This is a genomic window from Pseudonocardia acidicola (assembly GCF_012911935.1).
GTDB lineage: Bacteria > Actinomycetota > Actinomycetes > Mycobacteriales > Pseudonocardiaceae > Pseudonocardia > Pseudonocardia acidicola.
The window spans coordinates 1-25,533 of record NZ_JAAXLA010000096.1; the positions used below are offsets into that span (position 1 = coordinate 1).

A 25,533-nucleotide genomic window follows, 5' to 3' on the forward strand; every position below is an offset into this window, starting at 1 on the left:
GGGCAGTGGCCCGCGCGCTGCTCGGGGCCGGCTACCGGGTGGCGCTGGCGGGTCGGCGCCCCGAGGCACTGGACGAGACGGCCCAGGGCGACCCGGCGGCGCTCGTCGTACCGACCGATGTCGCATCGCCGGACTCGGTGTCCGCGCTGTTCGAGGCGGCCCGACGGCGGTGGGGCCGGGTGGACCTGCTGGTGAACAACGCCGGCACCTTCGGCCCGTCGGGCGCTGCGGACGAGATCTCCGTAGCGGACTGGAAGGCCACCGTGGACACCAACCTGACCGGCGCGTTCCTGTGTGCCCGGGAGGCGGTGGCCACGATGAAGGCGCAGGATCCGCAGGGCGGGCGCATCATCAACAACGGCTCCATCTCGGCCCACACCCCGCGCCCGGGCAGCATCGCCTACACCGCCACCAAGCACGCCATCACAGGATTGACCAAGTCGTTGTCGCTGGACGGCCGCCCCTACGGGATCGCATGTGGACAGATCGACATCGGGAACGCGGCGACGGAGATGACCGCCGGTATCGCCCGTGGCGCCCGGCAGGCCGACGGCAGCATCGTCGCCGAGCCCACCTTCGACGTGGCCCACGCGGCAGAGGCGGTGCTGTACATGGCCGGGTTGCCGCTGGACACCAACGTCCAGTTCCTGACCATCACCGCGACGACGATGCCGTTCATCGGCCGGGGCTGAACCAGGGACTCAACCGGTGGGCTCGGGCTTGGCGAGCAGGGTGTCGTCGAGGTCGTCGCGCAGCTCGGTGAGCGACTCGTAGACGGCGAGGGCGCCGGCCGAGCACAACTCGTCGGGGGAGAAGCCGCCGGTGCGGACCGCATAGCCGGGGCAGCCGGCCCGGTCCGCGGCGGCGAAGTCCCACACCGAGTCGCCGACGACCACACCGGAGGTGCCGTTCGCCTTCGCCACCGCGGCCAGCAGCAGGTCGGGCGCGGGCTTGGTGTGATCGACGTCGTCGGCGGTCGTCCAGGCCTGGGCGACGGACTTGCCGTCGATGAGGTCGAGGTAGTGGTCCACGTGGTGCTTCTTGCCCGAGCTGGCCAGCACCAGCGCGAAGCCGCGTCGCCGAACCTCCTCGAGCAGCGACCGCGCGTCCGCGAACGGCTGGACCTCGCCGAGCATCGGTTCGAACTCCTCGGCCCACTCCGCGCGCAGCCGGTCGCCGAGCCGGGCCTCCACGTCCTCGCCGGCCACGGCCGCGACGAGGTGGTCGCCGCCCATGCCGATGGCGCGGTGCAGCCGCCACACCGGAAGCGTGATGTCGTGCCTGCGGAAGGCGCGGTACCAGGCCAGGGCATGGTGGTAGTTGGTGTCGATGAGCGTTCCGTCGACGTCGAAGACGGCGGTGTCGGCCATGACATGCAGGTACCCGGCGACCGCCCGTCGCACACGGTACCGGCCGGGGTGATGCGCTTGCGCGGGCGCCGCGGCGGGTCTCGCGGCGAGAATGCGGACATGTCTGAGCCGTTGCCGCTCGTGTCGGCCGAAGGTGAACCGGGATGTCCGAAACGGATGGTGTACGGGCCGTGCGGTGGCGTCGGAGAGGATCTGACCTGCGAGATGGCGCCCGTCCCCTGCCCGTTCGCGGCGCGCCGCGAGGCGGTGCCGTGGGGCGGCTCGCCGCCGGACCCGGTCACCGCCCCACCGACCGGGTTGCTGGCGACGGCGGCGCGGCGCCCGGTGGTGCTGACCGACCTCACGGTGCGCCCGTTCGACCGGGCGAGCGTCGAGCAGGTGGCCGGGGCACTGGCCGGCTCGTGCGACGGGCTGCTGGTCGGCGAGCACCAGAACCGGCCGGGCTTCCCGCCTGCGCTGATGGCCGCCCTGGTGCGCGGGGCCGGCGGCAGCCCGTGGGTCACCTTGGCCTGCCGCGACCGCAACCGGCTCGTTCTCTCCCAGGAACTCGGCGGCCTGGCCCTGGCCGGCGCGGAAGGTGTGCTGTGCGTGACGGGTGACGGGCGGGCCCCGGGGGTACGTCCGGGCGTGACCCACGTGTTCGACCTCGACGGCACCCGATTGGCCGCGATGGCCGCGGCGGCCGGCTTGCTCGTCGCCGTCCCGGAGGCTCCGGATGCGCGGCCGCGGGCCGTGCGCCCGGCACGGCTGCGGCAGAAGCAGCGGGCGGGCGCGCACCTGTGCGTGCTCAATCACGTCGGCTCGACGCAGCGGCTGGCCCGGTTCGCGGCGCGGGCCCGGGCTGCGGGCGTGACGATCCCGCTGATCGCCGGGGTGGCCGTCTACACCGACGAGCGGTCGGCGGAGGTGCTGGCGAACCTTCCGGGCCTGCACCTGGACCGCGAGCAGGTCAAGCGGGTGCTCGGTGCGCCGGACCCGGTGGCGGCCGGGATCGAGGCGGCGGTGGCGGAGGCACGGGCGCTGCTCGCCGTCGACGGGGTCGTCGGGGTGAACCTGTCCGGGCTCGCCTCGGAACGGGGTGAGATGTTCGCCGCGCAGGTCAAGGCCTCGGTCGGGCAGGAGATCATCGGCGACGGCGCCCGATGAGCGCCGAGGTGGAGCAGACCGCCGAGGCCGAGCCGATGGAGGCCGAGTTCGACGTCGTGGCCGGCTGGACCGAGGAGGTCGTCGCCGAGCTCGGGCCCGGGTACGCCATCCCGGCCGGGTGCCGGGGCAGCGGCAGCCCGGCGGTACTGGCGTGGCTGGGGGAGGCCCTCGGCCTCGCCACCGGTACCCGGCTGCTGGACGCCGGCGCGGGCGTCGGCGGACCGGCGGCCTACGCGGCCGAACGGTTCGGGGTGCGCCCGGTGCTCGTCGAGCCGATGACCCGGGCCTGTCGTGCCGCGATGCGGCTGTTCGGGTTCCCGGTCGTCGCCGGGGCCGGCGAGCGGCTGCCGCTGGCCGGCGACTCGTTCGACGCGGCGTGGTGCCTGGGTGTGCTGTGCACGACTGAGCAGAAGGCGGCGTTGCTCGCCGAGCTGCGTCGGGTGCTGACCCGCGGCGGGCGACTCGGGATGCTGGTGTTCGCCAAGGTCACGCCGGAGCTGCCGGAGGCCCCGGACGGCAACGACTTCCCGACCGACGCCGAGGTGGCCGGGCTGCTGGCCGACGCGGCGTTCGAGCTGGTGGCGCAGGCCGATGCCACGGACTTCGCCGCGGCGCCGCCGTCCTGGCAGCGGCGCCAGGAACGTGTCGAGCAGGCCCTCGCCGCAGCGCACGGCGACGACCCACGGTGGGTCCAGGCTCACGAGCAGGAGCAGCGAATGGGTCGTCTGCTGGATGGTGGGCACGTGGCCGGCCGGTTGATCCACGCGGTGGCGCGCTGACCCGGCGAATGCCGATCATCGGTTGCGCGGACATGACGATCTGTGATCTTTTCCTTTTCCAGGTGCTGTCCGGGGCAGCGCTGCGGAGACCGGATTGCCGGCCCGAAAGACCGGCCGCCCCGGCCACCCGTCACCGTGCCGGTGACGAGCGGCCGGGACGGTTCCCGGTTGCCGGGAGCTGATCAGAAGAAATGCCGTCGCCCGGCGACCGCCCGCCCGGTGCTCCCCAGGACGGCCAGCACGACCCCGACGACCAGCAGGATGATTCCGAGGGTCGTGAGGATGCTTATGCCGAGAACGAGACCCAGCACCAGAAGAATCAAACCGAGGATGATCATATTACCTCCCGGTGGTCCACCATGGACACAGCGGCGAAATGATAGGGCCGCCGGTCGGGTTCCGCCGGATGTGGTGAGAAATCGGTTTCGTAACGCCACGAGATCGAGACGGCGATCTGCCCGCAAGCGGAGGACCATCGGTTGCTGCGGAGGCAAGCGAGGAGGTCGGCATGCCTGACGACGGATTCGGCTCCGGGTTCGGGCCGCTGGAGGACCTGGTCGGCCGGCTGGTCGGGAACCTCGAGTCGTCCCTGGGCGCCACGGCGCCGCGAGCCGGGACGAGCGGGCGCTCGGCCACCCCGCGGCTGGACCGATTCGGCCGTGATCTCACCGCGGCGGCGGCCGAGGGGCAGCTCGACCCGGTGATCGGCCGCGAGGCCGAGATCGAGCAGGTGCTCGAGGTGCTCGCCCGGCGGACGAAGAACAATCCGGCGCTGGTCGGGGATCCCGGCGTGGGCAAGACCGCGATCGTCGAGGGCCTCGCGCAGCGGGTGATCGACGGGGAGGTCCCCGACGCGCTGCACGGGGTGCGGGTCGTCGCCCTGGACCTGGCGGGCATGGTCGCCGGCACCCGCTACCGCGGCGACTTCGAGCAGCGGCTGACCGGGGTGGTCGACGAGATCGTCGAGGCCCGGCGGGCGGTCGTCGTGTTCGTCGACGAGTTGCACTCCGTGGTCGGCGCGGGCGCCGCCGAGGGCGGTGCGATGGACGCCGGGACCATCCTCAAGCCGGCGCTGGCCCGCGGCGACCTGCAGCTCATCGGGGCCACCACGGCCGGGGAGTACCGCAAGCACATCGAGTCCGACCCGGCCCTGGAACGCCGCTTCGAGCCCGTCAGAGTCGCCGAGCCGTCGGTCGAGGACACCATCGCGATCCTGCGCGGACTGCGCGAGCGCTACGAACAGCACCACCGGGTGCGGATCACCGACGCGGCGACGGTCGCGGCGGCCCAGCTCTCCCACCGCTACTTGCACGACCGGTTCCTCCCGGACAAGGCGATCGACCTGATCGACCGGGCGAGCGCCCGGGCCCGGATCCGGGCGGTCGCCCCGGACGGCGGCAGCGCGGAGCGCGAGCAGCGGATCGAGCAGCTGCGCCGGGCCCGGGACGTCGCGGTGGACGCCGAGGACTACGAGCGCGCCCAGATCCTGACCCGTGAGCTCGACCGGGCGCTCGCCGAGCTCGGGTCGGCCCGCGGCCGCTCCCGCGGCGACGTCGAGATCACCGCCGACGACGTCGCCGAGGCCCTCTCGCGCAGCACGGGCATCCCGGTCGCCCGGCTCACCACCGCCGAGCGGCGCCGGTTGCTGCACCTGGAGGAGCAGCTGCGCCGGCGCATCGTCGGGCAGGACGAGGCCGTGGAGGCGGTCGCCGACGCGATCAGGGCGGGCCGGGCCGGGCTCGGCAACCCCAATCGGCCGGTCGGGTCGTTCCTGTTCCTCGGGCCCACCGGCGTCGGCAAGACCGAGCTGGCCCGCGCGCTGGCCGAGGCCCTGTTCGGTTCACCCGACCAGTTGCTGCGGTTCGACATGAGCGAGTTCGGCGATCGCAGCAGTGCGATGCGGCTGGTCGGCGCGCCGCCGGGCCACGTCGGCTATGAGGATGCCGGCCAGCTCACCGAGGCCGTCCGCCGGTCCCCGTACGCGGTGCTGCTGCTCGACGAGATCGAGAAGGCGCATCCGGACGTGACCGGCACGCTGCTGCAGGTGCTCGACGCCGGCCGGCTGACCGACGCGCACGGCCGGACCGCCGATTTCACGAACACGGTCGTGATCATGACCAGCAATCTCGGGGCCGAGCAGTTGCTCGCCGTCACCGCGTCCGGGCGGCTGGTGGACGACGTCCGGGAGCCGCTGCTGGCCCTGGTACGCCGCCACTTCCGGCCCGAGTTCGCCGGTCGCATCGACGAGATCGTGCTGTTCCGCGGCCTCGACCACACCGATCTGCGGCGGATCACCGGGCTGCTGCTCGACGAGACCCGGGACCGGCTGCGCGCCCAGGGCATCGACCTGACGGTCGAGGACGCGGCCGTCGACTGGCTCGCCGAGCGCGGCCATCGTCCGGAGTTCGGCGCCCGGCCGCTGCGCCGCACGATCAGCCGCGAGCTGGACCGTGGACTGTCCCGGATGCTCATCGGCGGGGAAGCCCGGGCCGGGCAGCGGGTGGTCGTCGGCGTCGCCGGCGGGGCGCTGCAGCTCACCGCCCGGGATACCTGACCATCCGGCCGGGATGTGTCGGGATCTGGAACAGAACCGGCGCGGCGCACCGCCGCAGTGGCAGCATCGGACACATGTCGGGTGATCATCTCCGCTCCGCCTCGGCCGGCCCGGGGCCGTTGCGGGTTGCCGTCGTCGGTGCCGGGATCGGCGGGCTCACCCTGGCGATCGCATTGCGCCGGTACGGCATCGCCGTCGACGTCTACGAGCAGGCGCCGGAGCTGCGGGAGGTCGGTGCGGCGGTCGCGCTGGCGGCCAACGCGTCGCGGCTGCTGGAGCGGTTCGGCCTCGAACCGGCGCTGCGCGAGGTCTCCGTGGAGCCCACCGAGCTCGTCTACCGGGGATGGCGCGACGACCGCCGGCTGGTCTCGCACCCGGTCGGGCTGGGCGACGCCTACCGGGACCGGTTCGGCGCGTCGTTCCACGGCATCCACCGCGCGGAGCTGCAGCGGATCCTGATGGCCGCGGTCGAGCCGCAGACCCTGCACCTGGGACGTGCGGTCACCGGCGTCGCCGAGAGCCCGGACGGGGTCCGGCTCGAGTTCGTCGACGGGACGAGCGCGGAGGCCGACCTCGTCGTCGGCGCGGACGGGGTGCACTCGGCGGTGCGGCGCCGGGTGGCCGGCGCCGCGCCCGCCGTCTACTCGGGGACCAGCGGTTTCCGCGGACTGGTTCCGGTCGACGCGGTGCCCTCGCTGCCCGACCCGATGGCGATCCAGTTCTGGATGGGTCCCGGCGCGCACCTGCTGCACTACGCGATCGGCCGCGGCGACACGATCAACTTCCTGGCCGTCGTCGAGGGCCCCGCGACATGGACGTCGCCGACCGGGACCGCGGACGCCGCACCGGGTGAGCTGGCCGCCCACTTCGCGGGCTGGCATCCCGCCGTCCTCGAGATGATCGACGCGGTGCCGCAGAGCGAGCGATGGGCGCTGTTCACGCTGCCTCCGCTCACGCACTGGAGCCGCGGCCGGGCCGTGCTGCTCGGCGACGCCGCGCACGCGATGCTGCCCCACCACGGCCAGGGCGCGAATCAGACCGTCGAGGACGCGGTCACGCTGGCCGCATGTCTCGCGGGCGCCGCACCCGGTGGCCACGCGGACGCGTTCCGCCGCTACGAACGGCTGCGCCGGACACGTACCCGGCTGGTGCAGCGCAGCTCGTTCGAGACCTCGGCCCTGCTGCACCTGCCCGACGGGCCGGCCGCCCAGGCCCGGGACCGGGACCTGACCCAGCTGGTCGAGCGATTCGGCTGGATCCACGCCTACGACGCAGCCGGGGCGGCCGGAGCCGACCGCTCCGCCTCATGACCGGCCCCGCCCCGCACCGTCGAAGGAGATGGCAATGACCGAGGCACCATCGCGCGGGGTGAGCGTGCCCAGCGGTCTGGACTGGCAGGTCACGATCGCCGACCGGCTCGTCGCCGGCGGGGTCGGCGTGGCCGCTTACGTGCCCGACTCGCGGCTGAACGGGGTGCTGGAGCGGCTCGGCGAGCACGGGCTGCCGTTGCGGTCGCTGGCCCGGGAGGAGGAGTGCGTGGCCTACGCCTCAGGCCAGCGGATCGCCGGCCGGCAGCCGGTCGTGCTCATGCAGAGCTCGGGCGTCGGCAACGCGCTCAACGCCCTCGGCTCGCTCGCCGTGCCGTACCGCCTCGGCCTGCCGCTGGTCATCTCGATGCGCGGCACGCTGGGGGAGCGCAACCCCTCGCAGGTACCGATCGGCCGGGCGACCAGGTCCTTGCTCGACGCCCTGGGCGTCCAGAGTTTCCCGCTGCACCGCGCCGAGGACGCCACGGCCATCACCGACGGGGTGCTCGGACTGGCCTTCGGCGCGCAGGAGACCGCGGCGATCCTGCTGGGGCCGGAGCTCGGAGGTGGCCGTGAACATCGTTGAGGCGACCCGGGCCGTCGTGGAGGTCTTCGCAGAGGCGGTCATCGTCTCGTCGCTGGGCACTGCGACGTCGGCGACGCGACTGGTCACCGACGACGGCCCGCACTTCTATTTCGGCGCTGCGATGGGCTCGGCCATGGCCGCCGCACTGGGCCTGGCCGAAGCGGTACCGGACCGTCAGGTGGTGGCGCTGCTCGGCGACGGCGACTGCCTGATGGGCGCGAGCACGCTGTGGTCGGTCTCGGCCTGCCGGCCGGCGAACCTCGTCGTGGTGGTGCTCGCCGACGGTGCCTACTCGATCACCGGCGGGCAGCCGGTGCCGCCCGCGCTGCGGCTGGCCGAGGTCGCCGATGCCCTCGACGGGCTGGCCGGCGCGGTCGTCGACTCGGTCGAGGCGCTGCGGGCCACGCTCAAGTCGATCGAGCAGCCCGGGGTCGTGGAGGTACGGATCACCGAGCGGATCTGGCCCGGCCCGTCACCGTTCGTCGACCCGGCCGAGGTGGTGCGCGGGGTGCGCCGCAACCTGGGTGTGCCGGCCCTGCCGCCGTCGGGGCTCGACGCCGGGCTCTGATCCCGCTCACCACCCCCTCCCGGCGAGCAGCCGCGGCGATCGACAAGGGGAATCCGTCATCGGAGGGTGACGCGGCGGCCGACGCTGGTCCCGCGAGGCCGAGGTGCGGACCGCGCGTGCCCCGTCACGCTCAGCCGGGCACGCCGTGGTGCGGCGCCAGGACGCCAGGAACGGGACGACCATGACCGTGAAGCTGCACGAGAGCGCGTACGACTACGCCCGGAGCCTGATCGAGGCGGGGAAGTACGTCATCGACGAGCGGGACGACTGGAGCGAGCACCAGCCCTCCACCCGCCAGGAGAACGACTTCATCGCCGAGCACGGCTACCGGGAGTACGGCAGGTGGCATCTCGGGATCGACGACGCGGAGCCCGAGGACACCAAGGCCCGGTACCGGTTCCCGTTCGGCGACTTCGTGAAGGTGCACCGGTGCGGGGTGCTGGCCGCGGAGTCGCGCGCCGGGCAGCGCAAGTACGTGGACATCGAGCGCGCCGCGGCGCACCTGCACGGCATGCTCGACGCGGTGCGGACCGCCCAGCACACGCCGCACTGAGCGAACCCGACGCCGAGCCGGCCGGGCGGGCACGGCGCCGGCGGTGCCCGCCCGGGGGTCACCGGTGGTGGGCGAGGTCGGCGGCTCCGACCAGCCCGGCCTCCGGCCCTAGCTCGGCGATGCGGACCTCCGCGGTCGGGCGGTGGCCCCGGCCGGTCAGGTGCTTGCGGAAGGTCGCCTCGATGGGCGCCAGCAGCAGCTCGCCCGCCGCGCACACGCCCCCGGCGAGGACGAACACACCGGGGTCGAGGATCGCGGCCAGCTGGGCGATGCCCCGGCCGAGCCACCGGCCGAGCTCGTCGAAGCACTGCAGGGCCGCCACGTCGCCGACCTTGGCGGCGTGCGTGACCATCTCCCCGGTGATGCTCTCCGCCCGGCCGTCGGCGAGCTTCAGCAGCTCCACGGCCATCGCCGGGGAGACGGCGGCCTGTTCCTGGGCCTCCTGCACCAGGGCACGTCCGCTGCCGTACTGCTCCCAGCAGCCCTGCAGGCCGCAGCCGCAGCGCCGGCCGTCGGGGACGACGTTGAGGTGGCCGACCTCCGCGGCGATGCCGTAGCGCCCCCGCAGCAGCTTCCCGTCCAGCACGATGCCGCCGCCGATGCCGGTCCCGATCGTCAGGACCACGGCGTGCGACTCGCCGCGCGCGGCACCGAACCGGGCCTCGGCCCAGGCCGCGGCGTTGGCGTCGTTCTCCACCACCACCGGCAGCCCCAGCCGGCCCTCCAGCGAGGAGCGCAGCTGCTCGTCGCGCCAAGCCAGGTTGGGGGCGAACATGACGGTGGATCGCTTCTCGTCGACGAAACCCGCGGCGCCGAGCCCGATCCCGGCGACGGCGTGCTCGACCGTCAGCTCGCGGATCGCGTCGGCGATCGCGGACAGGGTCTTCGAAGGGTCGTCGGCCGGGGTGTCCCGGCGGGAACTGGCGATGATCGTCCCGTTCTGGTCCACGACACCGGCCAGGATCTTCGTCCCGCCGATGTCGACGCCGATCGCCCGGGCGCCCGCGTTCATGACGTCCGCCTCGCCAATTCGTGCCGGGCCAGCAGAGCCACGTCGACCTGGTCCAGCGACGTGACGACCAGGTCCGCCTTCGCGTCGGCGAGCAGTTGCTCGTCGTCGGCGCGGGCCAGGCCCAGCGCGGCCATCCCGCCGGCCTTGGCGGCCTGTACGCCGCTGGCTGCGTCCTCCACCACGAAGCAGTGCTCCGGTGCCACCCCCAGCTCGGAGGCCGCGGTCAGGAAGATCTCCGGGTGCGGCTTGCCCTGTTTGAAGTCGCGCCCCGAGATGTCGGCGTCGAAGAAGTCGAGCAGGCTCAGACCGGGCCGGACGACGTCGTAGTGCAGGCCCTGCTCCTCGGCGAACGTGTCGAGCCGGATCTGCCGCAGGAACAGGCCCGCGTTCTTCGACGACGAGGCCGCCGCGGTCGGGATCCCCGCCGCCTTGACGGCCAGCACGAAGCGCAACGCGTCGGGGTAGGCCTCGAACTGGCCGGCCTCGATGAGCTCGACCACCATGTCCTGCTTGCGCGCCGCGTACTCCTCGGCCCGGGCGGAGGCGTCAGGGACCCCGAAGTGCTCCAGCGCGGCGATCGCCCCGCTCATCCGCGGCTTGCCCGACATCACCTGCTGGTAGACCTGCGGCGTGAAGCGGTCGGGGGCCCACGATGTCCGGTCGCGGATCCCGGCCCACCGGGTCTCCATCAACTCCTGAAGGGAGTCCCGCCACGCCCGTTCGTGCGGCGAGTCGACGAGGACCCCGTCGACGTCGAAGATGGCTCCCTCGAATCCCCGTGTGGGCATGATCGCTCCCTTCCGGTAGCCGTGCTCTAGCTGGTCGCGGTGGCGGGCAGCGGGGGCAGCGCGAACACCCAGCCGTCACCCGCGCCCAGCTCGCGGACCTGGCCGCCGACGGCGATCCGCACCGGGGCGCGGAAACCCTCGACCCGGGCGAGTGCGGTCAGCTCGTCGCCCTTGATCGACACCCGGATCGACGTCCCCCGGAACTGCATGGAGAGCGCGAGACCGTCCAGGCGGTCGACCAGCCGCGGCTCGAAGTGCAGCACCCCGTCCCTGACGCTGGCGCCGAGGTAGCCGCGCTGCAGGAGGTCCAGGGTGCCGGACATGACGCCCATGTGGATGCCCTCCTTGGTGGTCCCGCCCTGCACGTCGCCGACGTCGCTCTCCAGCGCCACCATGAACCGCTCCCACGAGCTCTCCGGGTCGATCCCGGCGAGCACGCCGGCGTGGGTGACCAGGCTCAGCGTGGAGCCGTGCGAGGTACGCCGGTCGTAGTAGTCGATGGTCCGCCGGGCCAGGCCCGGGTCATGGGCGTAGCCGAGCCGCTCGAAGATCTCCCGCAGCTCGTCGGAGGAGAACAGGAAGAACAGCATGACCGCGTCGGCCTGCTTGGCCAGCTGGTAGCGGTCCGGGTCGTCGCCCTCGGCCTTGAGGATCCGGTCCAGCCGCTGGATGTTCGCGTGCGCGGCCCGGTAGCGCTCCCAGTCCAGCTCCTCGAGGTCGCCGTAGCCCTCGAACTGGCTGATCACGTCGTCGCCGTGGAACGGGACGAACATCTTGCGGCTCATGGCCCGCCAGGTGCGCAGCTCCTCGTCGCCGAGCCCGAGCTTGGCGCGCAGCGCCGCGCGCCGGCTGGCCGGCAGCAGGTCGAGCACCCGCGGCGCGGTGTCGGCGATCCACGCCACCATCACGTTGGTGTAGGCGTTGTTGCGCAGGCCGCCCTCGTCGGCTCCGGGGTGGCGCTCGTGGAACTCGTCGGGCCCCATCACACCGTGGATCTCATAGCGGTCACGCTCGGGGTTGACGTGCGCGATCGAGGCCCAGAACCGGGCGATCTCGAGCATCAGCTCGGCGCCGTAGTCGCGGAGGAACTCCAGGTCGTCGGTGGCCTTGTAGTACTCCCAGACGTTGTAGAAGATCGCCGCGTTGACGTGGCGCTGGTTGTGGCTGAGGTCGGGGTCCCACTGCCCGGACAGCGGGTTGAGGTGGACGATCTGGGTCTCCTCGGTCCCGTCGCTGCCGCTCTGCCACGGAAACATCGCGCCGTGGTAACCCGCCTGGCGAGCCGCCTCCCGGGCCTCCTCGAGCCGGCGGTAGCGATACATCAGCAGCCCGCGGGTGATCTCCGGCAGCCGGAAGTTGAGGAACGGGTAGACGTAGAGCTCGTCCCAGAACACGTGCCCGCGGTAGGCCTCGCCGTTGAGCCCGCGGGCCGGGACGCCCGCGTCGTGCCGGGCGGTGTGCCGGGAGCAGACCTGCAGCACGTGCGCGACGTGCAGGCGCAGCAGCAGTTGCGCGCGCGGCTCGTGGGGCAGCTCGATGTCGCAGACGTCCCACAGCTCCGTCCATGCCGACTCGTGCTCGGCCAGTGCCTCGGCGAAGTCCGGGTAGCGCTGCACGTGCCGGCCCGCGGCGCCCAGCGTCTCGTTGATCGCGTTGTCGTGGGAGGTGAACAGCGCGACCAGTTTCTCGACGCGCACCGGCCGGCCCCGCTCGACGTCGAATGCGAGCACCTGCTGGATGTAGTCCTCCATCTGGTAAAGGCTGCGCTCGACCTCGACCGGGTCGTCGCCGCGGAACACCCGGGTGCGGGCCGCCTCGGCGATGTAGATGTTCGACTGCCGGGTCTGCACCTTCAGCGCGATGGTCTCCGGGCCGAACGTGCGGGGGGAGACCGGGTTGAGGTGTCGCCCCTCGAGCTCGCGGTAGCGCGCCACCATGTGGTTCGTCACCCGGCCGTCCAGCGCGGAGACCACCTCGACGCGGCCGGACCAGTTCTCCGGCGTCAGGGTCCATTCGATGCCGGCCTGGTGGCTGTGGGCCATGCTGACGAACCGGCGGCTGCGCAGGCTCGTCTCCCGGCCGGCCCGGTCGCGGAAGCGCAGCTCGCGCTGCACCAGCGCGAGGTGGATGTCGTAGGAGTGCCGGTAGGACAGGATCTCGACGTTGTCGAGGCGGACCGCATCCTCGCCCTCGATGCGCAGCTTCAGCGGCAGCCAGTTGGGCAGGTTGACCAGGTCCTCGTTGAGCACCGGGCGGCCACCCATGATCGTGGTCTCCCGGTTGAAGCCGCCGTGGGCGTAGGTGCCCGGGTAGTGCAGGAGCCCGGCGTCCTCCCACTCCGCCGCCCCCCGGGTGCAGAAGTAGCCGTTGCCGGTGGAGGTCAGTGCCTCGCGCAGAGTCTCGGCGCCGGGTTCGAACGTGTCGTAGCTGAGCGTGAAGTCCTGCACGGGTCCCTCCCAGCGGCGTAGGGCATGGTCAGTGCGCGAGTGTGGACAGCAACCGCTCCACCTCGGTGGTGGACTCGAGGACGAAGTCGGCCGCCGTGGCGCGGTCGCCGACCTCCGGGTCGTCGGCGTGGCCGACGATGATGCTGATGCCGCGCCCGCGCAGCGCCCGGAATGCGTCCTCGTCGGTGATGTCGTCGCCGAGGTAGACCGGCACGACGTCGGGGGAATCGAGACCGAGCCGGGAGAGCAGGTAGAGCACCGCCCGGCCCTTGTTCCAGTCGATCTTGGGCTGGAGCTCGTAGACCATCTTCCCGGGGGTGACCTTGAGCTGGCCGCGGTACTGCGCCAGCAGCGCGTCCACCGTTGCCCGGATCCGGTCGTGCTCCTGCGGGTCGACGAGCCGGTAGTGCACCGCGACCGAGGCGCGTTTGGGCTCGATCACCACCCCCGGGATCGACCCCGCCTCCGCGCGCAGCCGGTCGGTCACCTTCTCGATGAGGTCCTCGAAACCGGACGCGGCGTCGTGCTGGATCGTGCCCTCCTTCGGGCTCCAGATGTCGAAACCGTGGCTGCCTGCTACCACCAGGTCGTCGATGCCCATCAACTGCTGGACGACCGGCCGGTCACGGCCGCTGACCACGCACACCGGGAGGCACCGGGCCAGGGCCCGCACGGTGTCGCGCATGCCGGCGGAGATGACCGCGTCCTCGGGCCGGTCGACGATGGGTGTCAGCACCCCGTCGTAGTCGAGGAACACGGCCGGCCGGCGCCCAGCCACCCGCCGGGTGAACAGCCCGGCGTCGCGGAGCGCGTGCGGTAGGTCCCGAACAGTGGACGCCGGCGCAGTCATCGGTCAGACCATCTCCTCCAGCTCGCGGCCCTTGGTCTCGCTGACGAACCTGATCACGAAGAAGATCGAGAGCAGCGCGAAGAAGGTGTAGACGCCGTAGGCCAGGCCCAGCCCCACGGAGGCCAGCGCCGGGAACGTGGTCGAGATGAGGAAGTTGGCCACCCACTGCGCCGCGGCGGCCACCGACAGGGCCATGGCCCGGATCCGGTTGTTGAACATCTCACCCAGCAGTACCCAGACCACCGGGCCCCAGGTGGCGCCGAAGAACACGACATAGAGGTTGGCGGCGATGAGCGCGATCGGCGCGGCCGCGCCGAGGCTCGGGGTGCCGTTGACGACCGGCGCGGTTCCGAAGAGGAAGGCGAGGACACCCAGGCAGACGAACTGACCGATCGAACCGATCAGCAGCAGCGGCTTGCGGCCGATGCGGTCGATCAGGGCGATGGCGATGATCGTGGTGAGGATGTTCGTCACCGACGTGATCACCGTGATCGCCAGCGCGTCCTTCTCGGTGAACCCGACCGCCTGCCACAGCACCGAGGAGTAGTAGAAGATCACGTTGATGCCGGTGAACTGCTGGAACACCGACAGCCCGATGCCGACCCAGACGATCGGCAACAGGCCGAGGCTGCGACCACGGATGGCGGCGAAGCTGCCGCGGTGGGCCTTGCCGGCCAGGGTGCGGCCGATCTCCCTGATCCGCCCGTCGACGTCGCCGCCGACGAACCGGCGCAGGATCTCCGCCGCCTTCTGCTGCTGCTGATTCGCGACGAGGTAGCGCGGCGACTCCGGGATCGTCAATGCCAGGACGCCGTAGGCCAGGGCGGGGACCAGCAGGGACAGGAACATCCAGCGCCAGGTCTCCAGGCCGAACCACAGCGGTGCCGTGGCACTCCCGGACCCGGCGACCAGCGCGAAGTCGACCAGCAGGGCCACGAAGATGCCGACCACGATCGCCATCTGCTGCAGCGACCCGAGGCGGCCGCGCAGGTGGGCCGGGGAGATCTCGGCGATGTAGGCCGGTGCGATGACCGACGCGGCACCGACGCCCAATCCGCCGACGAACCGCCAGAACGCGAGATCCCAGATCGAGAACGCGAAACCGGAGCCCAGGGCGCTGACGGCGAACGCGACGGCGGCGAGGACCATCACCCGGATCCGGCCGGACCGGTCCGCGAGCCCGCCCGCGAACCAGGCGCCGATCGCGCACCCGATCAGCGCCGCGGCCACCGCGAACCCGAGGACGAGGGGCGACGTGTGGAAGTGCTCCCCGACGGCCTTCACCGCGCCGTTGATCACGGCGGTGTCGTAGCCGAAGAGGAAGCCGCCGAGTGCTGCGGTCGCCGTGACCAGAACGGTCCGCCCGGTGCTCGGTCCGGCTGTCTGGATGGACTGATCCTGCTCGGTCTGCTGGGGTACGTCGTCTGGGGTCGTGGCCACCGGAGCCTCCCTGCTGTTCTGAGGGGGAGACCCGTTCTGCCTTCAATCGGGCTTGCACACGACGCGGCCTCGCCCCCGGCCGCAGTGTGTTCGGGGTCACAAGGAGCGTCAAGAGGTGAAGGCAACAGCCCGCCACATGGCGCACCGGTCTTCACGATCGACGTCCCCGTTCCCCTGATCGGCTGCATCCACGTCGCCGAGGGGACTGGTGCAGACGGCCCTCAGGGCGCGGTGCGCACGAGCGCCGCGATCACGGGATCGGCGCCCTGCAGACCCAGCGCGAGGGCGCCGAGCAGTTGTGAGCGGGCCCCGAGTTCGGCGAGCACGATGTCCACCGTCTGCACGGCACTCGGGATCCCGTACCGGTTGAGGGTGTGCCACATCGAGTCCAGCAGGAGATCACCTGCCTGGGCCAGTTCGCCCCCGATCACGATGCGGTCCGGGTTGACCACGTTGCACAAGTTGGCCACGGCGATCCCGACATGGTGGCCGGTGTCGGCCAGTACCCGGCGGCAGGAGACGTCGCCGTCGCGGGCCAGCGCGACCACGCCGACGATGGTGAGGCCGGGCCCGTGGCCCGGTTCGAGCAGATCGAGCACCGCGCCGGTGGACACCAGCGTTTCCAGGCAGCCCCGGTTCCCGCACCGGCAGACCGGGCCGAAGTCGTTCATGGTCACGTGCCCGATCTCGCCCGCGGTCCCACTGCGCCCCCGGTAGAGCTGGCCGCCGATGAGCAGACCGGCGCCGACGCCGTCGGAGAGCTTCAGGTAGGCCAGGCTCTCCGCGCCGCGGCCGGCGCCCCAGCGGGCCTCGGCAAGTGCACCGAGGTTGGCGTCGTTGTCGACGCGGACGGCCGCGCCGAGCCGCTCCGACGCAACTGTCGCGGCGTCGACGCCCACCCAGCCCGGGAGGATCGACGGCGCGCCGACCTGGCCGGTGCGCAGGTCGATCGGCGCAGGCAGGCCCATCCCGATCCCGATGACGTGGGTGCGGTCGGTCTCGGCCTCGGCCAGCAGGGCATCGATGATGCGGCCGGCCTCGCTGAGCCCATCGGTGACCTTGTGCCCGTCGTCGAGGGGGACCCGTTCCTCGGCCAGTACCTCGTAGGCCAGGTCCGCGAGCGCGACTCTGAGATGCCGATGGCCGAAGTCGATCCCCACCACGAGCCCCGCCGAGCGCGAGAGCCGCACGGCCTGCACGGCACGGCCATGCTGCTCGGCGCGGGAGACGGTGATCAGGTCGCGCGCCGACAGTTCGCGGACGATGTTGGACACCGTGGACGGCGCGAGGCCGGTGACGCGGGCGATCTCGGCCTGGGTCAGGGCACCCGCGACCTGCAGTGCTCGCACGAGAAGGGCCTGGTTCGCCTTCTTGAGCGATGTCGGCGAGCCGGGTCGCACCCGCCGCGGCCGATCCTGCATCCGCCAGATGGTAGTCACATGATCGACTACACGGAGTGGGATCGACCGGCCGCTCCCGTCGGGAAAGCGACATCGGGCGTTACCCCGCCGTCGGTGACGTTCCCGGTCAGGCAGCCGGTTCGGTTGCGGTCCGCGCCGGGCGGGGCCCGGAATCGCATCGAGGTCCCATTCGGCGTAGGCCATGAACAGGCCGGAATGCATCTACGAGATGCAGCGTGTCGGTGTTCGAGATGTCGTTTCCGGACATCGTCGCCGGAGCGCCGTTCCGGCGGAAGGTGGGTAGCGACAGCCGATGCAGGGGCTGGACTCGTCCCGCTGTGGGTCACGCGGTGTCCGAGCACCGTCAACCGGACCTCGATGTCGAGGCCGGGCCCGATGTCGATTCGACCGAGTTGTTCGAGCGGCGCCGGTCGTGGAAGCGCGGCGGGCCGGCAACGGCGAACTGGCGGACATTCTCAGCGCTCGTGAGCTGCCGGGCGTAGCCGATGTCGCGGATTCGCCGGCCATGGAAGCCGGGCGCCCGGCCCGCGCACTGCGCGGGCCGGGCGTCGGATTGTGCAGTCCGGGTCTCAGAAGTGGAGGTGGTTGTCGGAGACCACGTGGCTGGTGTCGTGCGAGTCGACCGTGCTGGTGTTGTGCGAGGCCAGTTCGGTGTGGGTGTCGTTGTGCGAGTCCAGCGCCGTGGTCGTGTCGGTGTCGTTGTGCGAACCGATCTCGGTGACGGTGTGGGTGTCGGTGGTGCTGTGGTTGTCCACGTGCACGCTGGAGTTGTTGTGGCTGTCGGTGTGCGTGTCGGTGACGACCTGGCTCGAGGTGCTGCCGTGGTCGGCGGTGTTGACGGCGCCCTTGCCGAAGTTGTTCAGCTCGTTGTGGCTGTCCTGGTCGTAGCCGGTGGCGTTGCCGCCGGCGGACACCGCGCCGCCGTGGTCGGCGGTCACGTGGTCGAGGTTGGCCGCCGAGCCGCTGCCGAAGGCAGTGGTGTCGTGGGCGCCGTGCACCACGTTGTCGTGCTGGCCGACGACGTTGTCGTGGCCGGTGGTGACGGTGCTGTGGTCGATGCCGCGACCGGCAGCCACCGAGCCGGCGCCGGAGGCGACGACCGAGTGGTTGTCGACGTGCTGCTCGACGTGCCCGAAGCGGTTGTCGACGTGCCCGTTGCCGGAGTGGTCCTGGTCGGCGTCGGTGGCGGTGTGGCGGCCGTGGTCGCGGTCCTGGTCGGTGCTGGGGCGGCGGTCGTGGTCGCGGTCGGCGTCGGTGCCAGGGCGGCGGTCCCGGTCGTGGTCCTGGTCGGTGCCAGGGCGGCGGTCGTGGTCGCGGTCGGCGTCGGTGCCAGGGCGGCGGTCGTGGTCCCGGTCGGCGTCGGTGCCAGGGCGGCGGTCGTGGTCCCGGTCGCGGTCCTGGTCGGTGCCAGGGCGGCGGTCCCGGTCGTGGTCCTGGTCGGTGCCAGGGCGGCGGTCGTGGTCGCGGTCGGCGTCGGTGGCGGTGTGGCGGCCGTGGTCGCGGTCCTGGTCGCGGTCCTGGTCGCGGTCCCGGTCGTGGTCCCGGTCGTGGTCCCGGTCGCGGTCCTGGTCGGTGCCAGGGCGGCGGTCGCGGTCGGCGTCGGTGGCGGTGTGGCGGCCGTGGTCGCGGTCCTGGTCGCGGTCCCGGTCGTGGTCCCGGTCGCGGTCCTGGTCGGTGCTGGTGCGACGGTCCCGGTCCCGGTCGCGGTCGGCCTCGGTGTGACGGTCGTCGTCGATCACCGTGACGCTGCGGTCGTGCTCGAAGCGGTGGTCGTGCTCGCGCACCGACTTCTCGGTGAACACGTCGCGCTCGTAGCGGACGTCGAAGCGGTGGTCGCTGTCAACGACCTGGCGGTGAGCGGTGTCGTGCTGCCAGTCCCGGTTGAAATCCGCGCGCTGATGGTCGCCGGCCAGCGCGATCGCGTCACGCACGTCCTCGGTGGAGACGTGCCCGAGCCCGCAGCTCTGCAGGTAGCCGCGCGGGTCCTGGGTGAAGGCGGCCTTGGCGTCCTGGCTGGAAGAGAGCCTGGACACCAGTTCGAGCAGCGAGATGTTCGCCAACGTTATCTCCAGTATGTCGGGGGGAGCCCGGAGTGGGCCGACATGTGAGAGACCCGGGTGGGTCGCTCTCAGTGATCGGAACGCTATGGCGGGACACGATCGGGGGAATCGGGGATCACTCACAGTCCGACCGGCCCCGCTTGGCGGGTTTCGGCCCCCTTCTCGTAGGGGGAGTGCGGGCAAATCCCGAAGATTTCAATCAGGGGGCCGACAGGGGCTAACACTCGGGTGCTCGGCAGCGATACCACGCACTCGGATCGCACTTCCGAGGTGTTCGTCGGACTGGTTCAGCATTGCGTACTACGCCCGTTATCGCAAATGCGTGACCAACTCTTTACCTAAACATTGTCTCTGGGGCCGAGGTCTTGACCGACGCAAGAGACGTGCGGGCCTCGACCGGCCGGAGCGGCGGCCGCTCGCCGGTTTCCTCCCGCACTCTGCCCCATGATCCCGGTCGTCCCGCCCTGACGGGGACGAGCGCGGCGGGCCGGCCGGGCCGGCGGGCGGCGCTGGGTGTACTCGCCGTCACGTCGACGAGGCGCAGTGTGCCCGGTTGCAGACCGCGCTCGACGCGGTCGTCGAGGCCTGCCCGGGGGCGAGCTGTCCGCGCCGACGGCGCTCGCCGCCGCGTTTCGAGTAGCCGCCCGGGCCGAGCCTGCGGACGGGGTCAGAGCATCCGGCCGAGTGCTGTGGCGTGCTCGATCAGTACCGGCAGGAAGTCCCGGCGCATCTCGGCCACGCTCACTCGCGCGCTCGACGCGCTCACGCTCATCGCGGCCACGGTGCGTCCGCGGGCGTCCTTGACCGGGACGGCCATCGCGCGCATCCCGAGCTCGAGTTCCTCGTCGCTCTCCGCGTAGCCGTCGGCACGGGCGGCCTCGACGGCGGCGGTGAGGTCCTCCGGTGCGATCAGGGTCTTCACGGTGCGCCGCTCCCGGCCTCCGCGGGCGAGGAATGCGGCCACCTCGTCGTCGGTCAGGCCGGCGAGCAGTGCCCGTCCGGTCGCCGAGCAGTGCCCGGGTAGCCGCGCGCCCACCCGCACGCCGGTCGACACGATCCGCTCCGCCTCGGCCCGGGCGACGAACACCGACCAGCCGTCCTCCCAGACCGCCAGCGACACCGACTCGGTGAGTGCGTCGCGAGCGGCGACCAGGTGCGGCTGCGCCAGTACCGGCAGCGACGCGGTGTCCAGATAGGCGCCGCCGAGCCGCAGCATCCGGGGCGTGGGCCGGAAGTACTTGCCGTCGTGGGTGAGGTAGCCCAGGTCGGTCAGCGTGAGCAGGCAGCGGCGAGCGGCGGCCCGCGTGACGTCGGTCAGCCGGGCCGCGTCGGCCACCGTGAGCTGCGACGACGTCTCCCCGAAGGCCTCGATCACGGCCAGTCCCTTGGCCAGTCCGGCCATGCCCTCGGGCGCGCGGGCCGGGGCGGAGTCCTTGACACCGTCCGATCCACCCGTCTCTACTGTTCGAGAAACAGCCATGAGTTCGTTATACGAACACTTCTGGTGCCTGTCAAGGCACCGCACCGGCACGAGGAGACGAGTTGGAGCGCACGGCCGAGCTCCCGGAGTGGCCCGACGGGCTGACCCGGGTTCCGTACTGGGTCTTCCAGCGACCCGACGTCTACGCCGCGGAGCAGGAGAACCTCTTCCGCGGCCCGCACTGGAACTACCTGTGCCTGGAGGCCGAGGTCGCCTCACCCGGGCAGTTCCGCACCAGTTTCCTCGGGGACACCCCGGTGATCGTGACGCGGGACCGGGACGGCGAGCTCTACGCGTTCGAGAACCGGTGCGCACACCGCGGGGCGCTGCTCGCCCTGGACGACAAGGGCACTGCCAAGGACTTCACCTGCGTCTACCACGCCTGGACCTACAACCTGCAGGGCGACCTGACCGGGGTGGCGTTCAAGGACGGCATCAAGGGCAAGGGCGGCATGCCCGAGTCGTTCTGCATGGAGGCCCACGGCCCGCGGAAGTTGCGCCTCGCCGTGGTGCACGGCCTGGTCTTCGGCAGCTTCTCCGACGACGTCGACGACATCGAGGACTACCTCGGTGAGGAGATCCTCGGTCGCATCGAGCGGGTGCTGGGCGGGCGCACGCCGGTCGTCATCGGCCGGTTCACCCAGATGCTGCCCAACAACTGGAAGCTCTACGTGGAGAACGTCAAGGACTCCTACCACGCGAGCATCCTGCATCTGTTCTTCACGACCTTCGAGATCAACCGGCTGTCCCAGAGCGGCGCGATCATCGTCAGCGAGAACGGCGGACACCACGTCAGCTACTCCGCGATCGACCGCGAGGCCGAGCGCGACGCCGCCTACACCGAGCAGAACATCCGCTCCGACAGCGGCTACCGGCTGGCCGACCCGTCGCTGCTGGAGGGCTTCAGCGAGGTCGGTGACGACACGACGCTGCAGATCCTGTCGACCTTCCCCGCCTTCGTCCTGCAACAGATCCAGAACTCCGTCGCGGTCCGGCAGATCCTGCCCCGTGGGGTGGACCGCACCGAGCTGAACTGGACGCTGCTGGGCTTCGCCGAGGACACCCCCGAGCAGCGCCGGGTGCGGCTCAAGCAGGCCAACCTGGTCGGCTCCGCCGGCTACATCTCCATGGAGGACGGCTGCGTGGGCGGCTTCGTGCAACGCGGCGTCGCCGGCGCCCCCGATCAGACCGCGGTGCTGGAGATGGGCGGCGCGAGCGCCGAGTCGAGCGAGAGCCGGGTGACCGAGGCCTCGATCCGCGGGTTCTGGAAGGCGTACCTGGCCGCCATGGGCATCCGTCAGGAGGCACAGGCGTGAGCGAGCCCACCATCGGACACAGCAGCGCGGCGAGCGCAGCTGGCGAGCGTCGGCGAGGAGGCAACGTGAGCAGGGACGTCTTCCGGATCATCGGCCAGGCCCAGGCGGCCTACGCCCGCTGCATCGACTCGGACCGGCTCGAGGAGTGGCCGGACTTCTTCACCGAGAAGTGCTTCTACACGGTCACCACGGCCGACAACCACCGTGAGGGCCTGGAGGCCGGCCTGATCTGGGCCGACACCCGCGGCATGCTCACCGACCGGGTGTCGGCGCTGCGCGAGGCCAACATCTACGAGCGGCACGGCTACCGGCACATCCTCGGCCAGCCGTTCATCCTCGCCGAGGACGGTGACGAGGTCCGCAGCGAGACGCCGTTCCTCGTCGTCCGGATCATGCGCGACGGGGCGAGCGACCTGTTCGCGTCCGGCCGCTACCTCGACCGGTACCTCTTCGACGGCGAGGACGCCAAGCTCGCCGAGCGGGTCGTGGTCTGCGACAGCTCGCGGATCGACACACTGCTGGCGCTGCCCCTATGAGCAGGGTGCTGCTCACCGTCGGCGACCCGAACGGGGTCGGCCCCGAGCTGGCGGTGAAGGCCGCCGCCGCGCTGGCCGGGGACCCGGCGCTCGCGCCCGTCGTCGTCGCGGATCCCTACGTCGTGGCCCCCTGGGCCGATCGGGCGAGGCTGGAGTTGCGGGAGACCGACGGGCGCGCCGAGCCCCGAGCCGGGGTGCTGGACGTGCTGCCGGTCGCCGCACTCCCCGACGGCGAACTGCTGCCCGGCACGGTCAGCGCGGAGGCAGGGGCGGCGACGGTCGCCTACCTGCGCGCCGCGGTGGACGCGGTGCGTGCCGGCCTCGGCCGGGCGATCGTGGCCTGCCCGCACTCGGAGACCGCGGTCAACGCCGCGGGCATCCCGTTCGACGGCTATCCCGGGCTGCTCGCCGAGCTCTCCGGCGTGCCCCGCGACCGGGTGTTCCTGATGCTCGTCGGCGGTGGCCTGCGGATCGTGCACGCGACCCTGCACGAGCGGCTCGGCGACGCACTGGACCGGCTCACCCCCGAGTTGGTCGAGGCGGCCGCCCGCGCTGCGGCGGGGTTCCTGGTCGCCGCGGGTGCCAGGGCCCCGCGGATCGGCGTGTGCGGGGTCAATCCGCACGCGGGGGAGGGCGGCCTGTTCGGCGACGACGACGAGCGGGTCACCGTCCCGGCGGTGGCGGCGTTGCGCCGCAACGGGATCGATGCCACCGGCCCGCTCGGTGCGGACCTGCTGCTCGGGCCCGACCGCCGCGACGAGTTCGACGCGTGCGTCGCGATCTACCACGACCAGGGGCACATCCCGGTCAAGCTGCTCGCCGGCCGGACCGCGTCGGCACTCTCGATCGGCGCCGGCCTCACGTTCTCCAGCGTCGGGCACGGTGCCGCGTTCGACATCGCCGGCCGCGGTGTCGCCGACCCCGAGGCGGTGCTGCGCGCCGTCCGTCTGGTCGGCGGCGCCGGCCGCCGCACGGAGGTGACCGCATGACCCACGACGTCCGCGTCGCCGGCACCGAGATCGTCTTCGGCTGCGAGCCGGACGAGACGGTGCTCGACGCCGCCGAGCGCGCCGGGTTCACCATGCCCTACTCCTGTCGCAAGGGCGTCTGCTCGACCTGCGAGGGCGGCCTGACCGCGGGCGCGGCGGACGTGCGCGGCCGCGGCGGGATCGACGGACCGGCCGACGGCGTCCTGCTGTGCCAGACCCGGCCGCGCTCGGACCTGGAGATCGCGCCGCAGCGGATCGCGCGCCGGGAACCGCCGGCCCGCAAGACCGTCACGGCCAAGGTCCACAAGATCACCCACCCGGCAGCCGACGTCGCCGTGCTGCAGTTGCGGTTCCCGACCGGCGTGCGGGCGAAGTTCCGGGCCGGGCAGTACCTCACCGTGGCGTTGCCCGACGGCGACAGCCGCAACTACTCGATGGCCAACCCGCCGCACCGCAACGACGGTGCGCTGTTGCATGTGCGCCGGGTGCCGGGTGGCCGGTTCTCCGGCGAACTGCTCGACTCCCTGGCCAAGGGCGACACCCTGCAGGTCGAGCTGCCGTTCGGCGAGTTCAGCCTCGACCACGAGTCCGACCGGCCCGTGGTCCTGGTGGCCACGGGAACCGGGTTCGCCCCGGTGCAGTCCATCGTGGAGGACCAGATCAAGCGCGGCGAGGACCGTCCGCTGCACCTGTACTGGGGCGCCCGCCGCCACGAGGACCTCTACTTCGCCGACCTGGCCGAGCAGTGGGCGGACCGGCACGACTGGTTCTCCTTCACCCCGGTGCTGTCCGCGGCCGGCGCCGGGTGGGCCGGGAGCACCGGTCATGTGCACCACGCGGTGCTGGCCGACCACCCCGACCTGCGCCACCACGAGGTCTACGCCTGCGGCAACCCCGCGATGACCGCCGCGGCCCGCGCGGAGTTCGTGGGCACCGCCGGACTGCCCGCCGACCGCTTCTTCTGCGACGCCTTCGTCCCGTCCGGGGCTGCGGAACCCGTCGCGCCCCGCTGACCGGCCTGATCACCGAGCTTCCCCTCACCTCTCCCTTCCCACCACACCAGGGGTCATCGCCGACCCCGGATCGAGGCCATCGATGTCTCTCCAAGGACGTCCGCTGCAGCTGCCCGGCTTCGTCGACGAACGCCCGGTCAGCCGCTTCCAGTACGGCGTGATCACCCTCTGTGGGCTGGTCATGTTCATCGACGGGTTCGACACCCAGGCCATCAGCTACATGGCCCCGCACATCGCGAAGGAATGGGGCCTGTCCCCGCAGACCCTCGCCCCGATCTTCTCCTCGGCGCTGGTCGGACTCATGGTCGGCTACCTGGCGCTGTCCCCGCTGTCCGACCGGTTCGGGCACAAACGGGTCATCGTCGCCAGTACCATCGGCTTCGCGCTGTGCACGCTGGCCGCGATCTGGGCGTTCTCCGTCCCCGAACTGATCGTGCTGCGCTTCCTCACCGGGCTCGGGCTCGGTGCCGCCGCCCCCAGCTGCGTGGCGCTGACCGGGGAGTTCAGCCCGAAGCGGCTGCGCGCCACGTTCGTGCTCGTCATCTACTGCGGGTTCTCCCTCGGCTTCGTCGTCGCCGGGCTGGCCGCCGGGTGGCTGATCCCGGCGCACGGGTGGCGCTCGATGTTCGTGGTGGGCGCGGCGGCCCCGCTGCTGCTGGTGCCGCTGCTGCTGCGGTTCCTGCCCGAATCGCCGGTGTTCATGATCCGTCGCAACGGGGATCCCCGGCACATCTACCGGATCTTCCGCCGGATCGACCGCACGCTGCCCGAGCACGCCGCGCCGGCGTTCACCGTCGACGCCGAGGACACCGGCAAGCGGGCCGCGCTGAGCAGCCTGTTCACCCGCAACCGGGTGCTGGGCACGGTGCTGCTCTGGTTCGTCTTCGCGATCAACCTGGCGGAGTTCTACGCGTTGCAGAGCTGGCTGCCGACGATCATGACGAACCTGAACTACTCGATGAGCACGGTGGTCACCGCGACCACGCTCACCACGGTCGGCGGCATCGCGGCCGCGTTCATCACCGGGCCGTCGATGGACCGGCTCGGCGCCTACGGCACCCTCGGCGCGCTCTACCTGGTGGGGTTCGTGTTCGTCGCGCTCACCGGGGTGGCGTTCAACGCCCCGCTGTGGGTGCTGCTCACCGCCAACTTCCTGGCCGGCTGCTGCATCAGCGGCGGGCAGAAGAGCCTGATCGCCCTGGCCGCGGTGTTTTACCCGGCGCCGATGCGCTCCACCGGGGTCGGCTGGGCGCTGGGGGTCGGCCGGGTCGGGGGCATCCTCGGTCCGATCATCATCGGCGCCGCACTGGCCGCGGAC

The 25,533-nt window shown here is 72.0% G+C and carries 24 protein-coding genes; 14 read left to right on the plus strand and 10 right to left on the minus strand.

What is annotated here, in order from left to right; genetic code table 11:
- Positions 1-5: 5 nt before the first annotated feature.
- Positions 6-692, plus strand: a complete 687-nt coding sequence (locus HF526_RS31055; protein ID WP_338051882.1) for an SDR family oxidoreductase — start codon at positions 6-8, stop codon at positions 690-692.
- 9 nt (positions 693-701) lie between these two features.
- On the opposite strand, the gene HF526_RS31060 is transcribed toward HF526_RS31055, so the two are convergent.
- Positions 702-1,370 carry an HAD family hydrolase gene (locus HF526_RS31060; protein ID WP_169385216.1) on the minus strand — a complete coding sequence of 223 codons (669 nt, stop codon included), beginning with the start codon at positions 1,368-1,370 and terminating at the stop codon, positions 702-704.
- Between the two features lie 204 nt (positions 1,371-1,574).
- Between HF526_RS31060 and HF526_RS31065 the strand changes: the two genes are divergently transcribed.
- Complete coding sequence (locus tag HF526_RS31065) at positions 1,575-2,516, plus strand: methylenetetrahydrofolate reductase (RefSeq protein WP_239029372.1); 942 nt, start codon at positions 1,575-1,577, stop codon at positions 2,514-2,516.
- Positions 2,513-3,295: a class I SAM-dependent methyltransferase gene (locus tag HF526_RS31070; protein WP_211178071.1), complete on the plus strand. Its 783-nt coding sequence runs from the start codon at positions 2,513-2,515 to the stop codon at positions 3,293-3,295. The genes HF526_RS31065 and HF526_RS31070 overlap by 4 nt, the downstream gene beginning before the upstream one ends.
- A gap of 182 nt (positions 3,296-3,477) precedes the next feature.
- Here HF526_RS31070 and HF526_RS31075 read toward each other — a convergent pair whose 3' ends face one another.
- The gene (locus HF526_RS31075) at positions 3,478-3,633 is read right to left on the minus strand and encodes a DUF6131 family protein (protein ID WP_169385218.1); all 156 of its coding nucleotides are present in this window, start codon (positions 3,631-3,633) and stop codon (positions 3,478-3,480) included.
- A 170-nt stretch (positions 3,634-3,803) separates the two neighbouring features.
- Between HF526_RS31075 and HF526_RS31080 the strand changes: the two genes are divergently transcribed.
- The 5 genes from HF526_RS31080 to HF526_RS31100 all read left to right on the plus strand — a co-directional run bounded on the left by HF526_RS31080 (position 3,804) and on the right by HF526_RS31100 (position 8,863).
- Entirely contained in the window at positions 3,804-5,849 is a 2,046-nt protein-coding gene (locus HF526_RS31080; protein ID WP_169385219.1) for an ATP-dependent Clp protease ATP-binding subunit, read from the plus strand.
- A gap of 74 nt (positions 5,850-5,923) precedes the next feature.
- A complete protein-coding gene (locus HF526_RS31085; protein WP_169385220.1) occupies positions 5,924-7,159 on the plus strand; it encodes an FAD-dependent monooxygenase in 1,236 nt (411 codons plus the stop codon).
- A 34-nt stretch (positions 7,160-7,193) separates the two neighbouring features.
- Positions 7,194-7,742 (plus strand): thiamine pyrophosphate-binding protein, encoded by a 549-nt coding sequence (locus tag HF526_RS31090; protein ID WP_169385221.1) that lies wholly within the window; start codon positions 7,194-7,196, stop codon positions 7,740-7,742.
- Positions 7,729-8,310, plus strand: a complete 582-nt coding sequence (locus tag HF526_RS31095; RefSeq protein WP_169385222.1) for a thiamine pyrophosphate-dependent enzyme — start codon at positions 7,729-7,731, stop codon at positions 8,308-8,310. The genes HF526_RS31090 and HF526_RS31095 overlap by 14 nt, the downstream gene beginning before the upstream one ends.
- A 181-nt stretch (positions 8,311-8,491) precedes the next feature.
- Positions 8,492-8,863: a hypothetical protein gene (locus HF526_RS31100; protein ID WP_169385223.1), complete on the plus strand. Its 372-nt coding sequence runs from the start codon at positions 8,492-8,494 to the stop codon at positions 8,861-8,863.
- Positions 8,864-8,921: 58 nt separating this feature from the next.
- Here HF526_RS31100 and HF526_RS31105 read toward each other — a convergent pair whose 3' ends face one another.
- The 6 genes from HF526_RS31105 to HF526_RS31130 all read right to left on the minus strand — a co-directional run bounded on the left by HF526_RS31105 (position 8,922) and on the right by HF526_RS31130 (position 16,821).
- Complete coding sequence (locus tag HF526_RS31105) at positions 8,922-9,875, minus strand: ROK family glucokinase (protein WP_169385224.1); 954 nt, start codon at positions 9,873-9,875, stop codon at positions 8,922-8,924.
- The gene (locus HF526_RS31110; RefSeq protein ID WP_169385225.1) at positions 9,872-10,663 is read right to left on the minus strand and encodes an HAD family hydrolase; all 792 of its coding nucleotides are present in this window, start codon (positions 10,661-10,663) and stop codon (positions 9,872-9,874) included. The genes HF526_RS31105 and HF526_RS31110 overlap by 4 nt, the downstream gene beginning before the upstream one ends.
- Before the next feature lie 26 nt (positions 10,664-10,689).
- Entirely contained in the window at positions 10,690-13,110 is a 2,421-nt protein-coding gene (locus HF526_RS31115) for a glycoside hydrolase family 65 protein (RefSeq protein ID WP_169385226.1), read from the minus strand.
- Between the two features lie 28 nt (positions 13,111-13,138).
- Positions 13,139-13,960, minus strand: a complete 822-nt coding sequence (gene otsB, locus HF526_RS31120; RefSeq protein ID WP_169385227.1) for a trehalose-phosphatase — start codon at positions 13,958-13,960, stop codon at positions 13,139-13,141.
- A 3-nt stretch (positions 13,961-13,963) separates the two neighbouring features.
- Positions 13,964-15,400: a sugar porter family MFS transporter gene (locus HF526_RS31125; RefSeq protein ID WP_169385228.1), complete on the minus strand. Its 1,437-nt coding sequence runs from the start codon at positions 15,398-15,400 to the stop codon at positions 13,964-13,966.
- 221 nt (positions 15,401-15,621) lie between these two features.
- A complete protein-coding gene (locus HF526_RS31130; RefSeq protein WP_169385229.1) occupies positions 15,622-16,821 on the minus strand; it encodes an ROK family transcriptional regulator in 1,200 nt (399 codons plus the stop codon).
- A gap of 215 nt (positions 16,822-17,036) precedes the next feature.
- Between HF526_RS31130 and HF526_RS31135 the strand changes: the two genes are divergently transcribed.
- Complete coding sequence (locus tag HF526_RS31135; RefSeq protein ID WP_169385230.1) at positions 17,037-17,303, plus strand: hypothetical protein; 267 nt, start codon at positions 17,037-17,039, stop codon at positions 17,301-17,303.
- An 87-nt stretch (positions 17,304-17,390) separates the two neighbouring features.
- On the opposite strand, the gene HF526_RS31140 is transcribed toward HF526_RS31135, so the two are convergent.
- Together HF526_RS31140 and HF526_RS31145 are read right to left on the minus strand one after the other, a co-directional pair.
- The gene (locus HF526_RS31140) at positions 17,391-18,881 is read right to left on the minus strand and encodes a hypothetical protein (RefSeq protein ID WP_169385231.1); all 1,491 of its coding nucleotides are present in this window, start codon (positions 18,879-18,881) and stop codon (positions 17,391-17,393) included.
- 667 nt (positions 18,882-19,548) lie between these two features.
- Positions 19,549-20,361 carry an IclR family transcriptional regulator domain-containing protein gene (locus HF526_RS31145; protein WP_211178072.1) on the minus strand — a complete coding sequence of 271 codons (813 nt, stop codon included), beginning with the start codon at positions 20,359-20,361 and terminating at the stop codon, positions 19,549-19,551.
- Positions 20,362-20,423: 62 nt separating this feature from the next.
- Between HF526_RS31145 and HF526_RS31150 the strand changes: the two genes are divergently transcribed.
- The 5 genes from HF526_RS31150 to HF526_RS31170 form a co-directional block, all read left to right on the plus strand.
- Positions 20,424-21,677, plus strand: a complete 1,254-nt coding sequence (locus HF526_RS31150) for an aromatic ring-hydroxylating dioxygenase subunit alpha (RefSeq protein ID WP_169385232.1) — start codon at positions 20,424-20,426, stop codon at positions 21,675-21,677.
- Positions 21,678-21,742: 65 nt separating this feature from the next.
- Positions 21,743-22,213, plus strand: a complete 471-nt coding sequence (locus tag HF526_RS31155) for an aromatic-ring-hydroxylating dioxygenase subunit beta (RefSeq protein ID WP_169385233.1) — start codon at positions 21,743-21,745, stop codon at positions 22,211-22,213.
- Entirely contained in the window at positions 22,210-23,202 is a 993-nt protein-coding gene (locus HF526_RS31160; RefSeq protein WP_169385234.1) for a PdxA family dehydrogenase, read from the plus strand. Before HF526_RS31155 ends, HF526_RS31160 begins: the two co-directional genes overlap by 4 nt.
- Positions 23,199-24,215, plus strand: coding sequence for a 2Fe-2S iron-sulfur cluster-binding protein (locus HF526_RS31165; protein WP_169385235.1), 1,017 nt, complete (start codon positions 23,199-23,201; stop codon positions 24,213-24,215). The genes HF526_RS31160 and HF526_RS31165 overlap by 4 nt, the downstream gene beginning before the upstream one ends.
- Positions 24,216-24,297: 82 nt before the next feature.
- The coding region (locus tag HF526_RS31170) for an MFS transporter (protein ID WP_169385236.1) at positions 24,298-25,533 on the plus strand (1,236 nt) is incomplete at its 3' end.